This window comes from Streptomyces sp. P9(2023) (genome assembly GCF_032436795.1).
Lineage (GTDB): Bacteria > Actinomycetota > Actinomycetes > Streptomycetales > Streptomycetaceae > Streptomyces.
The window spans coordinates 125,375-138,125 of sequence record NZ_JAUPWM010000002.1 but is presented as its reverse complement, the minus strand read 5'-3'; the positions used below and the strand labels follow the sequence as shown (position 1 = coordinate 138,125).

Genomic DNA, 12,751 nt, shown 5'->3' with positions numbered 1-12,751 from the left:
AACCAGCTGGGTGGCCATCCAGGGCCGCTCCGCGTCCGGGTCGGCGTCCACCACGGCTGCCGTGAAGGCCCCGCTCACCAGCCGCGCGGCCGCCACCTCCTGCCGGAACCGGGTCCGGAACTCCGGGTCGTCGGCGAACTGCTGATGTACCAGCTTCACCGCGACGAGCCGGCCCGAAGCCGACCGTCCCGAGTACACCGTCCCCATCCCGCCCGAACCCAGCCGGGCGATCAGGGCATATCCCCCGATCGCCCGCGGATCCCCGTCCCGCAGTGTCATGTCCCGCCCCCGTTTGCATCACGTCGGCGGCACCCTATCCCGGACCTGGGAACCCGTACGGCGGTGGCGTCCGCGTCAGGACGGCAGCCACGCCCGCCAGGTGGCCTCGTTCTCCTTCACCCAGCGGGCCGCCGCCTCCTGCGGGGCCAGCTTCTGCTCCGCGATCATCAGCGCGACGTCGTTCTGCATCTCGGTCGTCCACCGGAACTTCTTCAGGAAGGCCGCGGCGTCGCCTCCGCCGTCCGCGAAGCGGGCGTTGAGGAACTTCTGCAGCGGCGTCTGCGGGTACGCGCAGGCCACCTTCGCCGGTTCGGCGTCGCAACCCTCCTTGTACGCGGGCAGCTTCACCTCCGTCATCGGGACCTTCTCGAACAGCCACTGGGGCTTGTACCAGTAGCTCAGGAACGGCTTCTTCTGCTTTGCGAACTGCTTGATCTGGGTGATCTGCGCCGCCTCCGAGCCCGCGAACACGACCTCGTAGTCGAGGTCCAGGTTCTTCACGATCGCCTTGTCGTTCGTGACGTAGGACGGGGAGCCGTCGAGCAACTGGCCCTTGGCGCCGCTCTCCGCCGTACGGAACTCGTCGGCGTACTTGTTCAGGTTCTTCCAGTCGGTGACGTCCGGGTGCTTCTCGGCGAAGTACGTCGGTACGAACCAGCCGATGTGGCCGGTCACCCCGAGATCGCCACCGCGCTCGATCGTCCCCTTGTCGTCGATGTACCGCTTCTCCTGCTCCGGGTGGCCCCAGTCCTCCAGGATGGCGTCCACCCGGCCCTGGCTGAGCGCGTCCCAGGCCGGCACCTCGTCGATCTGGACGGTGTCCACCCGGTAGCCGAGCTCGTGCTCAAGCAGGTACTGGGCGACGGCGACGTTGGCCTGCGCGCCCACCCACGACTGCACGGACAGGGTCACCGTCCGGGAGTCCTTGGCGCCCGCGTACGGGGAGGCCTGGCGGGTCATGTCGGCGGCGCCGCAGCCGGCGAGGCCGGTGACGGCCGTCAGGGCGACGGCGGCCGTGAGTGCGGCAATACGTGTACGAGCCATCTCAGGCCCCCTTTCCGGCGAGGTCGCGCCGTTCCGTCGGCTGGGTGACGCGGTCGAGCATCAGGCCGAGGCAGACGATCGCCGCACCCGCGACCAGGCCGGTCGCCAGGTCGCCCTGGGCGAGGCCGAAGACCGCGTCGTAACCGAGCGCGCCGCCTCCCACCAGGCCGCCGATGACGACGACGGCGAGAACGAGCACCACGCCCTGGTTGACGGCGAGGAGCAACGCGGGCCGTGCCAGCGGAAGTTGGACCTGGAAGAGCTGCTGCCACCCGGTCGCGCCCAGCGAGCGCGAGGACTCCATGGCGGCCGGGTCCACGCCACGCACACCCTGGGCCGTGATCCGTACGACCGCAGGCAGCGCGTAGACCACGGCGGCCGCGACGGCCGGGGCGCGGCCGACACCGAACAGGGCGACCACGGGGATCAGATACACGAACTGCGGCATCGTCTGGAAGACGTCGAGCACCGGACGCAACGCCCGCCCCAGGCGGGTGCTGCGGGCGGCGGCGACCCCGAGGGCGAAGCCGAGCAGCAACGTCACGGTGACCGCGGCCAGTACCTGGGACAGCGTGTCGAGCGCCGGGTCCCAGACGCCGAGCACCCCGATCGCGGCCATCGCGAGGACGGCGGTCGCGGCGGTGCGCCAGGTGCCGATGAGCAGGGCGAGCGCGCCGACGGTCAGCAGGACCGCCCACCAGGGCAGCCACTGCAGGCCGTCGCGCAGGGGATTGAGGACCCAGGTGGTGAACCGCCCCGCCCAGTCGGCGGTGCCGCCGACGACGGGCACACCGGAGTAGAGGTGCGCGGTCATCCAGTCCACCGCCCCGTTGACGGGGGCGGCGATGTCCACCGTCCACGCGTCGGGCCAGGAGAGCCGGTCGGCCAGGCGGCCGCCGACGGCGACGACGGCGGACGCGACGAGGGCGACGGCCCAGCCGAGCCGGGCACGGCGGGCCGGAGCCGCGCCGATCCGCTCTCCCGCCGCGGCGGTGACCCGGTCGAGGACGATGGCGAGCAGCACGATCGGCACGCCTGCGGCGAGCGCGGCACCGACGTCGACGGAGGCCAGCGCCTGGTAGACCCGGTCGCCGAGGCCGCCCGCGCCGATCACGGACGCGATCACGGCCATGCCGAGCGCCATCATGATCGACTGGTTGACGCCGAGCAGCAGCTCCTTGCGGGCCAGCGGCAGCCGGGCCGTGAGCAGCCGCTGTCGGCCGGTCGCGCCGAGGGAGGCGGCGGCCTCCATGACGCCGGCGTCCGCGCCACGCAGGCCCAGCGCGGTGAGCCGGGCCATGGGCGGGGCGGCGTACACGACGGTGGCGAGGACGGCCGCGGGCACGCCGATGCCGAAGACCAGGACGACGGGCAGGAGATACGCGAAGGCCGGCAGCACCTGCATGGTGTCGAGCACCGGGCGCAGGATCCGGTGCATACGGTCGGACAGTCCTGCGGCAAGGCCGAGGAGGCCACCGAGCAGTACGGACGCGGTGACGGCGACCACCATCAGGGCGAGCGTCTGCATGGTGGGGACCCACATGCCCAGCAGTCCGCAGGCGGCGAAGGCGGCGACGGAGGTCAGCGCCAGCCGGACGCCCGCGACCCGCCAGGCCACCAGCCCGGCGGCGGCGGTGACGCCGGCCCAGCCGAGGGCGAGCAGCACGAGGTACACCGCGCGGACGGAGACGACCACGACGTTGCTGACGTGCCCGAGGAAGTAGAGGAACAGCGGGTGGCTGTCACGGTTGTCGATGATCCAGTCGCTGGTGCTTCCGAGCGGTCCGGACACATCGACGGCGAGCGACGCCGGCCAGCTGCCGCCGCCCACGAGCAGGGCACCGAGGACGAGCGCGAGGGCCGTGCCCGCGCCGATCAGCCGGCTTCGGTGGCGCGCGAGGGTGCGCAGCGCACCGGTCCCGGCGGCGGTCGCCGGGTTGTGGGACGCGGGGGTGACGGTGGCGGTCATCGGCCCCACCGCCCCGTGGCGGTGGCACCGGTCGTGCCGCCCGGCGGCGGCCAGGTCGTATGGGAGTACATCAGGCCACCGCCTTCCCCGTCGCGGCGGCCGGGACCCCGGCGACGACGCCGAGGAGTCCCGCGTGGTCGACCACACCGAGGCACCGGCCGTCCTCGACGACCCGCGCGTTCTCGCCGGTACGGGCCACCGCGGCGATGGCCTCGTGGACGGTGGCGCTCGGGGCGAGCGCCGGACCGGCCTGGCGCTCGTCGGCGAGCGCCGGGCGCATCGCCGAGCGGACGGTCAGCACCTGTTCGCGCGGCACGTCCCGGACGAAGTCCCTGACGTACTCGTCGGCGGGGGAGCCCACGATCTCCTCGGGTGTGCCGAGCTGGACGACGCGGCCGTCGCGCATCAGCGCGATGCGGTCGCCGAGCTTCAGCGCCTCGCTCAGGTCGTGCGTGATGAAGACCATCGTGCGGCCCTCCTCCCGGTGCAGGCGGACGACCTCCTCCTGCATGTCCCGGCGGATGAGCGGGTCAAGGGCGCTGAACGGCTCGTCGAACAGCAGGACTTCGGGGTCCACGGCGAGCGCGCGGGCCAGGCCGACCCGCTGCTGCTGGCCACCGGACAGCTGGCTCGGCCTGCGGTGCTCCATGCCCTCCAGACCGACCTTGGTGACGAACTCCGCCGCCCGCTCGCGCCGTTCGCCGCGTCCCACGCCCTGGATCTCAAGGCCGTACGCGACGTTGTCGAGCACCGACCGGTGCGGCAGCAGTCCGAAGTGCTGGAAGACCATCGACGCACGGTGCCGGCGCAGTTCGCGGAGCCGGCCGGCGTCCATGGACAGCACGTCCTCGCCGTCGATGGAGATCGTGCCGGAGGTCGGCTCGATGAGCCGGGTCAGGCAGCGGACGAGCGTCGACTTGCCCGAGCCCGACAGGCCCATGACGACGAAGACCTCGCCCTTGCGGACGTCGAAGGAGACGTCGCGGACGGCGGCGGTGCAGCCGGTGCGCTCGCGCAGCTCGGCCGCGTCGAGGGCGCCGAGCTCCGGGTCGGCGGGCACGCGGTCGGCCTTCGGACCGAAGACCTTCCACAGGTCGCGCACGGAGAAGACGGTCGGTGCGGGCGGATTCGTATGGTGCGGCGGAGTGGTGTTCATCGGCTGGTACCTCCCAGCAGTTCGGCGCATTTCTCGCCGACCATGAGCACGCCGATCATCGGGTTGACGGCGGTCATGGTCGGGAAGACGGACGCGTCGGCGATCCGGATGTTGTCGAGCCCCCGGATCCTCAGGTCGGGCGCGACGACGGCGAGTTCGTCGTCGGCGGCCCCCATCCGGCAGGTGCCGGCCGGGTGGTAGACGGTGTGCGCGACCTGACGGGCGTAGGCGCTGAGCTCCTCGTCGGAGGTGACCTCGGGCCCCGGGCAGACCTCGCGCTTCAGCCATCCGGCCAGCGGTTCGCTCGCCGCGATCTGCCGGGCGATGCGGATCCCGTCGACGAGGGTGCGGCCGTCGTAGTCGTCCTCGTCGGTGAAGTACCGGAAGTCGAGGGCGGGTTTGACCTCGGGGTCGGCGCTCGTCAGGTAGAGGCGGCCGCGGCTGCGCGGCTTGGGGATGTTCGGGGTCATCGACACGCCGTGCGCGGGCCGTTCGTAGCCCAGGCGCTCGGGATTGTCGGTGAAGGGGATCTGGTAGAAGTGGAACATCAGGTCCGGCCCCTCGGACTCCGGGTCCCGGCGGACGAAGAGACCGGCGTCGGAGTCCATCGCGGAGTTCTCCGGGATCGGACCGTGCGTCTCCCACACGATGACGGACTCGGGGTGGTCGAGCAGGTTCTCCCCGACGCCCGGCAGGTCGTGCACGACGGGGATGCCGAGCTTCTCCAGGTCGGCACGGGGCCCGATGCCGGAGTGCAGCAGCAGGCGCGGGGTGTCCACGGCTCCCGCGCACACCAGGACCTCACGCCGGGCCCGTACGACGTGCTCCGCGCCCTCCTTCGTACGGATGTGGACGCCGGTGGCGCGGGTGCCCTCGAGCTCCAGCTTGAACGCCCAGGTCTCCAGGGCGATGTGCAGGTTCGGCCGGTCCAGGAACGGGTGCAGATAGGCCACCGAGGCGGACGACCGCTTGTTGTTCTCCGGGTGGTAGGCGAGGTCGAAGAAGCCGACGCCTTCGTCGAAGGGCTGCCGGTTGAAGCCCTCGACGCGCGGAACGCCGAGCGCGCTCTGCGCCGCGTCGACGAAGTCCCGCGCGATCGCGTTACGGTCGGCCTCGCCGACGGGGACGATGTTGTTGCGCAGCCGGCCGAAGTACGGATCCATGGCCGCCGCGTCCCACCCTTCGGCACCGGCCTCGGCCCACTCGTCCCAGTCGGAGGGCAGGGGCTTGAACGCGATGAGGGTGTTGTGCGAGGAACAGCCGCCAAGCACCCGCGCCCTGCTGTGGCGGATGTACGAGTTGCCCCGGGGCTGCTCGGTCGTGGGGTAGTCGTAGTCCAGCTCACCGCCGAGCAGGCCCATCCAGCGGCGCAGGGTGAGGACGTCGTCGCGGCCGACGTCACTGGGGCCGCCCTCGATGACGGCGACGCTGACGTCCGGGTTCTCCGTCAGCCGGGAGGCGATCACCGAACCGGCGGTGCCGCCGCCGACGACGACGTAGTCGTACACGTGCCGGTCGTTCATGCCTGGTCCTTCTGCTCGCCCGCGAACCAGCGCACGGGGCGCGGGGCGAGGTTCTGATAGATGTGCTTGGCCTCGCGGTACTCGGCGAGCCCGCTCGGGCCGAGCTCGCGGCCGATGCCGGACTTCCCGAAGCCGCCCCACTCCGCCTGCGGCAGGTAGGGGTGGAAGTCGTTGATCCAGACGGTGCCGTGGCGCAGCCGGGCCGCGACCCGCCGGGCACGGGCCTCGTCGGAGCTCCACACCGCTCCCGCGAGGCCGTACTCGGTGTCGTTGGCGAGGGCGACGGCCTCCTCCTCGGTGCGGAAGGTCTCCACGGTGAGGACGGGGCCGAAGACCTCTTCGCGGACGACCCGCATGCCGCGGTGGCACCGGTCCAGGACCGTGGGCCGGTAGAAGTAGCCGGGGCCCGCCGGCTTCTCGCCGCCCGCGCGCAGGACCGCGCCCTCGCCGAGGGCGGAGGCCACGAACTCCTCGGTCCTCGCCAGCTGGGCCGCGGAGACCAGCGGACCGCACTCGACGCCCTCGTCGGTGCCGCGGCCGAGCCTGATCAGCTCGGCCCGGCGGGCGAGTTCGGCGACGAAGCGCTCGCGCAGCGGTTCCTCCACGATGAGGCGGGAACCGGCGGAGCAGACCTGACCGCTGTGGATGAAGGCGGCGTTGAGGGCCTGGTCGACGGCGGTGTCGAACGCTTCGGGCGTCGAACAGGCGTCGGCGAAGACGACGTTGGGGTTCTTGCCGCCCAGTTCGAGGGCGATCTTCTTCACGCTGTCGGCCGCCGCCCGGGCGACCTTCGTACCGCTGACGAGACCGCCCGTGAAGGAGACGAGGTCGACATCGGGGTGCTCGGCGAGCCGGGCGCCGACCGTGTGGCCGGGACCGGTGACGATGTTCGCCGCGCCGAGCGGCAGCCCGGCCTCCAGGAGGAGTTCGACCAGCACGACGGTGGTCAGCGGGGTGATCTCGCTGGGCTTGATCACGAAGGTGTTGCCTGCGGCGAGGGCGGGCGCGATCTTCCAACTGGCCTGGAGCAGCGGGTAGTTCCAGGGGGTGATCAGGGCGCAGACGCCGACCGGCTCGTGCACGACGACGCTGCGGATCTCGTCCGAACCGGCGTCGACGACCCGTCCGCCGTCCTCCTTCTCCACGAGGTCGGCGAAGTAGAGGAAGGCGTCGCGGACGCAGTCGACGTCGATACGGCCCTCCTCCAGCGTCTTGCCCGCGTCCTGGCTCTCCAGGGCACCGATCCGCTCGCGGTCGCGTTCGAGCAGGGCGGCGACCCGCCGCAGCAGGGTGGCCCGCTCGGCGACCGGCGTACGCGGCCAGGCACCGTCGTCGAACGCGGCGCGGGCCGCGGCCACGGCGTCGTCGGTGTCCTTGACACCGCCCTCGGCCACGACCGCGAAGGTGGTCGCGTCGACGGGATCGATGATGTCCCGCGTGGCTCCGGAGATGGCTTCGCGCCACTCTCCGCCCACATGGATGGTCTGTCGTGCTGCGGTCACGTCGCGTACGGCCTTTCGTTCCTTTGAATCCCCCTGCCGGTTGCACCGGCGATTCGGCCGCCTGCCCTGGCTCCGGGGATCCATGCGCGACGCCTGGGGGAGAGTGCCCCACCTCACGTGTCAAAATTACGCAAATATGGACATATGGCTCAGTGCGAGACGTGCGCGAACGGGGGCTGGTCCGGCGGGAACAAACGGCTGACGTGCGGCGTCACACACGGAAAGGTCGATCACCGGCGACGCAGGCACCACCCACAGAGGAGAGCCCCCCATGCAGTCGAGCGATTCCACCCCCTTCGAGGCCGCCCTCCCCGACGGCCGTCGCATGACGCTGTCCCTGCCCCCGCTCGACGCCCCCTGGGCCGCCGGAGGCGTCGACGGCCTGCGTCCGGTCAGGGCCACGCACGAAGGCCGCGGCGACGAGCCGCACGAGCTCCCTCCCGTTCCGGACCTGCGCGCGCTGAACCTCGCCGTCCTCGGCCTCGGGGCCTGAGACTCAGGGGAGCGTCAGGCTCAGGGGAGCGTCCAGAACACGGTCGTCACGAGGTAGAAGACGACCGCCCAGAAGACGGTGACCGTGGCGACGATGCCGAGGCCGATGAGGTGGGTCTTCGTCCGTGATTCGGCGGGTGACGGCCGGAGCCAGCGTCTGAGCAGCCGGTTCACGTAGTAGGGCATCGTCACGAAGCTCATCAGGAAACTCGAGAACAGGTTGCCCACAAGGAGACCGAGCCAGAACGGCATCCCCAGCGGATGCAGGGCGAGCGTCAGCAGGACGACGGTCGGGTACAGGCCGACCCAGACCGCGAGGGAGGTCTTGGTGTCCGAGGGCGGCGGGGCTTCCCTGCCGTTCTCGTCGAAGGCGAACCAGCTGCCGAACGAGTTGTCGATCGTCCGCAGCTTGAAGTCGTCGAACCGCTCGCCCTCGGCGAGCAGCTCGCGACGCCTGGCCGACGTCAGCCAGGCGTCGAGGTGCTCGGCGTTGTCGTACCGGTAGAGCGTCGTCCATTCGTCCTGCAGTCCCTCGATCGGCCGGAAGAGTTCGGTCCCGCGGAAGCCCTCGAACCTGCTCTCCTCCTGGGTCATGCGGCGCTGCCAGTCGAGGAAGTCGTCGACGCTGTTCGGATGGACCCGGTGGGTGACCACCACCGTCACCAGCGGATCCGTCGGTTCCGTGCCGCCGCTGACCACCTGCTGGGTCGCTGGGCCGTCGAAGTACGCGCTGCCGCTGTGGAGGAACCGCTGCCGGGTCGCGCTGTTGATCCACGCCTGCAGATGAGCGATCGAGTCGAATCGGTAGACGACGACCCAGTCCGGCTGACGGGGCGTCGGCGGGGAGTTCTCCGCGCCCAGGAACCCGGCGTAGTGGGCCGCGGCGGCGTTGACGTCCTCCTGCCACATCTCGTACTCCCGCTCCGCTCCCGGGAGGACCTTCTGGCCGATGATCGCCGTCGCCGCGGTGTCTTCGAACCTCTTGGTGCTCATGGACTCAGGCCGCCGACTGCGCCGACCGGCTCTCGTTCAGCCGGCTGTAGATGCGCTCCGGAGTCAGGGGGAGCGCACGGAAGCGGACGCCCGTGGCATCGTGGAGCGCGTTCGCCAGCGCGGGGGCCACCGGGTTGACGCAGCATTCCGCCATCCCCTTCGACCGCATCGGCCCGTAGGAGTCCGTCGAGTCCACCAGGAGCACCTCGGTCCGGGGGATGTCGGCGTAGGTGGGGATGCGGTAGTTGCGGAGGTTGGGGTTGACCATGGCGCCGTCAGCGTCGACCTGGAAGTTCTCGGTCATGGCGAAACCGATCCCCTGGGCGATACCGCCTTCCACCTGCCCACGGACCTGCGCGGGGTTGATGACCACCGCGGCGTCGGTCGCCTGGACGCTGTACAGGACGCGGATCTCACCCGTCACCCGGTGCACGGCGACGCGGAACCCCTGCGTGTTGGAGACGACGCTCCGGGGCGAGCCGTACGCCTTGCGCGCGGCGGTGAACCGGATGCCGCGCGCCCGGGCCAGGGCGACGAGCTCGGCCAGCGACACGCGGCGGTCGCCGCAGACGACACCGTCGTCGTCCATCGAGCACATGACGAGGTGGACCCCGGTGTGGGCGGCGGCGAACTCCAGGACGCGGTCGCGTACGGCGTTGGCCGCGCGCTGGACCGCGTTGCCCGACACGAAGAGACCCGCACTCGCGAAGGCCCCGGTGTCGAACCCCGTACGGTCGGTGTCGGACTGCACGAGTCGGATGCGCGAGGGTGTCGTGCCCAGTTGCTGGGCCGCGATCTGGACATGGGCGGTCGACGTCCCCTCGCCGAACTCGACCGTCCCGACGGCCAGTTCGTAGACGAGGTCGTCGCCGAGCGTGACCCATGCCTCCGAGATGTGTTCGGTGGGGGGTGCGGTCTCGTGCAGCGAACTGGCGACGCCGACCCCGACGGACCACTCCGGGCCGGGGGACGGCTGCCCGGCCGTACGGGCGAGTGCGGCGGCCACGAGATCGATGCACCGGCCGACTCCGTCCTCGGTGAACATCACGTCGTCGGGGCCGTCGTGCAGCGCCACGAGCGGATCGCCCGGTCGCACGATGTTGCGCCGGCGCAGTTCGAGCGGATCGATGTGCAGGGCGCGCGCCAGTTCGTCCATGGCCGACTCCACGGCGAACGCCGGCTGCGTCATCCCGTATCCGCGCAAGGCTCCGCTCGGCACGGTGTTCGTGTAGACGGAGTACGCGTCGTACCTCTTGTTCGGGCAGCGGTAGAGCATGACCGCGGAACCGCCCGCGTACAGCGTCTCGCCCCCGTGGTTGCCGTACGCACCCGTGTTGGACACGTTGCGGACCTGGAACGCCGTGAGCGTCCCGTCCGCCTTCGCGCCCAGCGTGACCGTGAGCGCCATCGGATGGCGGGGCGAAGCCGTCGTGAACTCCTCCTCGCGGGTGTACTCGAAGGAGACGGGCCTGCCGGTGTCCAGGGTGGCGAGGGCGGCCAGATCCTCCGAGATCACCTCCTGTTTGCCGCCGAAGCCGCCGCCGACCCGCATGCAGAACACCCGGAGCTGGTCCGGGCGGAGCGCGAACAGGTAGGCCAGCTTCACCTTCGCGATCGACGGCGACTGCGAACTGGTACGGACGTTCAGCCGGCCGTCCTCCATCCACGCGATCGATCCGTGGGTCTCAAGATGCGCGTGCTGCACGCGCGGTGAGGCGTACGTGCCCCGGTGGATCACGTCGGCCTCGGCGAACCCCGCCTCGACATCGCCGATGTGCGCGTGGATCTCCAGGAGGATGTTGTGGGCGGGATCGCGGGCGAAGTGATCGCGCTCCGCGCCGTGCAGTTGCGGCGCTCCCTCGGCCATCGCCGCTTCGGGTTCGAACACCGCCGGGAGCACGTCGTACGCGACGACGAGCCGTCGGCAGCCCTCCTCCGCGGCGCCGACCGTGTCCGCCAGGACGGCGGCGACCCGCTGTCCGACGAAGCGGACGGTGTCGTCGAGGATGAAGGTGTCGTCCGGGTCGACGAGATGGTCGGTGTGGATCGCCGTGGTGAAGCGCCTGCGCGGGACGTCCTCCCAGGTGTAGACCCGGCGCACGCCGGGCACCGCGAGCGCGGCTGCCCTGTCGATCGAGACGATCCGGGCGTGCGCGTGCGGTGAGTGCAGCACCTTGAGGTGCAGCAGCCCCTCGATGCGGGTGTCCATGGTGAACTCGGCGCGACCGGTCACCACGTTGTCGGCCGCCGGCGCGCGGACGCTCGTCCCGACGGCCTTTCCCGGCGCCGCCGTCTCCACGCCCACGACGCCCTTGACGGCGTCCTCGATCGCGCGATAGCCGGTGCAGCGGCACAGATTGCCCTTCAAGGCCCGCGGCAGGTCGGCCTTCTGGGCCTCGGAAAAGGTCGCCGACGTCATGATCATTCCGGCGGTGCAGAACCCGCACTGGAATCCCGGGGCGTCGCGGAACTGCCGCTGCATCGGATGCAGGTTGCCGGGCGCGCCGAGCCCTTCGATCGTCGTCACCCGACGGCCGTCGGCGCGGAAGGCGGGGGTGATGCAACTGTGGACCGGTTCACCGTCCAGCCACACCGTGCAGGCGCCGCAATCGCCCGCGTCGCACCCCTTCTTGACGCCGAAGTGGCCGAGTGAGCGGAGGAACGTGCGCAGGCACTGGCCGGGTCGGGGTTCCGCGTCGAAGCTCTCGCCGTTCACGGAGTACGTCATGACGGGCTCCCGGCTGCCATCAGCTCGCCCCGTATCTCCTCGGCGAAGTACTTGGTCAGGTGGCGACGGTGCTCGGGGGTCCCGTTGGGATCGGTGAACCAGACGTCGTGGGGGATGGCGTCGACGCTCTGCTGAAGGGTCGTGGCGTCGGGCATGGTGTCGAACGCGAGGCGTAGGGGCCGGGTGGTGCCGGCTGTGACCGTGAGCGTCAGGTCCTGCACTCCCGGCGTCCGCGTGCCGACGAGGAACACCGTCGAGCGGCCGAGGCTGGTCAGCGCGAACCGGCGGTACGCGGTGCGCTTCCGCAGGGCGCGCACCGGAATGACGACGCGGCGCAGGAGTTCCCCGGGGACCAGTACGTTCCGATGGTCGCCGGTCACGAAATCGAGGGCGTCCACGGTGCGCAGGGACCCGTCGGGCGCCTCAAGGTCGTACCGCGCTTCGAGCGCGACCGTGAGGGTGATCATGGGGCCGGCGGGCAGGGACAGGCAGATGTTCCCGCCGACGGTCGCCGCGTTCCAGACCTTGAACGAGGACAGGAACGCCTCACAGCTCTGGGCGAGGAGCGGGCCCGCCGTCCACTCCCGTGGCGGCACATGGGCGTACAGCTCGCGGATGGTGCAGGTGGCGCCGATCTCCAGGCCGCTGCCGCTCGGGACGAGAGCGTCCCAGCGCAGCGCCGTCAGGTCGATCAGGCGGCGCAGGTGCGGCTGCTCGACGGAGTACAGCCACGTGCCGCCGGCGAGCCAGGCGTCGCCCTCGCGCCAGTCCCCACCTGGGCGATCGGACGGCCGCCGGATCACTTCGGTGACGGTGTTGAGATCCATGGACCTGATCTCCCTCACGACGGCGATCGTGTGGTGACCGGACAGCGGCGAGGCCCGATGCGCGCGCACCGGAGGGCCGGGCCGACGCGACAACTCCTCCCCAGGATATCGCCGAAGAGGCGGGCCCCGCCAAGTCGGGGCGGGGCGGTCGTTCGACGGACGAATGCGCTGGAAGGTGTCCGTGGACGCCTTCCAGCACATCGTCGTCACGCGTAGATCGTCACGGGATCACGGAGTC

9 protein-coding genes are annotated in these 12,751 nt (G+C 71.1%); 1 reads left to right on the top strand and 8 read right to left on the bottom strand.

Annotated features, from left to right (window positions below; translation table 11 throughout):
* Positions 1-354: 354 nt before the first annotated feature.
* From Q5762_RS03110 to Q5762_RS03090, 5 genes are all read right to left on the bottom strand, one after another.
* A complete protein-coding gene (locus tag Q5762_RS03110) occupies positions 355-1,323 on the bottom strand; it encodes an ABC transporter substrate-binding protein (RefSeq protein ID WP_315890351.1) in 969 nt (322 codons plus the stop codon).
* A gap of 1 nt (position 1,324) precedes the next feature.
* Positions 1,325-3,292, bottom strand: coding sequence for an ABC transporter permease subunit (locus Q5762_RS03105; protein ID WP_315890350.1), 1,968 nt, complete (start codon positions 3,290-3,292; stop codon positions 1,325-1,327).
* A gap of 70 nt (positions 3,293-3,362) precedes the next feature.
* Positions 3,363-4,448, bottom strand: a complete 1,086-nt coding sequence (locus tag Q5762_RS03100) for a glycine betaine/L-proline ABC transporter ATP-binding protein (RefSeq protein WP_315890349.1) — start codon at positions 4,446-4,448, stop codon at positions 3,363-3,365.
* Positions 4,445-5,971 (bottom strand): GMC oxidoreductase, encoded by a 1,527-nt coding sequence (locus tag Q5762_RS03095; protein ID WP_315890348.1) that lies wholly within the window; start codon positions 5,969-5,971, stop codon positions 4,445-4,447. The genes Q5762_RS03100 and Q5762_RS03095 overlap by 4 nt, the downstream gene beginning before the upstream one ends.
* Positions 5,968-7,473 carry an aldehyde dehydrogenase family protein gene (locus Q5762_RS03090; protein ID WP_315890347.1) on the bottom strand — a complete coding sequence of 502 codons (1,506 nt, stop codon included), beginning with the start codon at positions 7,471-7,473 and terminating at the stop codon, positions 5,968-5,970. The genes Q5762_RS03095 and Q5762_RS03090 overlap by 4 nt, the downstream gene beginning before the upstream one ends.
* A 271-nt stretch (positions 7,474-7,744) precedes the next feature.
* Between Q5762_RS03090 and Q5762_RS03085 the strand changes: the two genes are divergently transcribed.
* Positions 7,745-7,966, top strand: coding sequence for a hypothetical protein (locus tag Q5762_RS03085; RefSeq protein WP_315890346.1), 222 nt, complete (start codon positions 7,745-7,747; stop codon positions 7,964-7,966).
* 20 nt (positions 7,967-7,986) lie between these two features.
* Here the strand turns inward: Q5762_RS03085 and Q5762_RS03080 are convergent, their stop codons facing one another.
* The 3 genes from Q5762_RS03080 to Q5762_RS03070 are packed head-to-tail and all read right to left on the bottom strand — an operon-like array spanning position 7,987 to position 12,513.
* Complete coding sequence (locus Q5762_RS03080; protein ID WP_315890345.1) at positions 7,987-8,958, bottom strand: antibiotic biosynthesis monooxygenase; 972 nt, start codon at positions 8,956-8,958, stop codon at positions 7,987-7,989.
* Between the two features lie 4 nt (positions 8,959-8,962).
* A complete protein-coding gene (locus Q5762_RS03075) occupies positions 8,963-11,686 on the bottom strand; it encodes a molybdopterin cofactor-binding domain-containing protein (protein ID WP_315890344.1) in 2,724 nt (907 codons plus the stop codon).
* The gene (locus Q5762_RS03070; protein WP_315890343.1) at positions 11,683-12,513 is read right to left on the bottom strand and encodes an FAD binding domain-containing protein; all 831 of its coding nucleotides are present in this window, start codon (positions 12,511-12,513) and stop codon (positions 11,683-11,685) included. The genes Q5762_RS03075 and Q5762_RS03070 overlap by 4 nt, the downstream gene beginning before the upstream one ends.
* Between the last annotated feature and the right edge of the window lie 238 nt (positions 12,514-12,751).

Excerpts from the sequence above, each read along its gene's own strand:
- Q5762_RS03110 (WP_315890351.1), bottom strand. The coding sequence starts at position 1,323 with ATGGCTCGTACACGTATTGCCGCACTCACGGCCGCCGTCGCCCTGACG.
- Q5762_RS03105 (WP_315890350.1), bottom strand. The coding sequence starts at position 3,292 with ATGACCGCCACCGTCACCCCCGCGTCCCACAACCCGGCGACCGCCGCC.
- Q5762_RS03100 (WP_315890349.1), bottom strand. The coding sequence starts at position 4,448 with ATGAACACCACTCCGCCGCACCATACGAATCCGCCCGCACCGACCGTC.
- Q5762_RS03095 (WP_315890348.1), bottom strand. The coding sequence starts at position 5,971 with ATGAACGACCGGCACGTGTACGACTACGTCGTCGTCGGCGGCGGCACC.
- Q5762_RS03085 (WP_315890346.1), top strand. The coding sequence starts at position 7,745 with ATGCAGTCGAGCGATTCCACCCCCTTCGAGGCCGCCCTCCCCGACGGC.
- Q5762_RS03080 (WP_315890345.1), bottom strand. The coding sequence starts at position 8,958 with ATGAGCACCAAGAGGTTCGAAGACACCGCGGCGACGGCGATCATCGGC.
- Q5762_RS03075 (WP_315890344.1), bottom strand. The coding sequence starts at position 11,686 with ATGACGTACTCCGTGAACGGCGAGAGCTTCGACGCGGAACCCCGACCC.
- Q5762_RS03070 (WP_315890343.1), bottom strand. The coding sequence starts at position 12,513 with ATGGATCTCAACACCGTCACCGAAGTGATCCGGCGGCCGTCCGATCGC.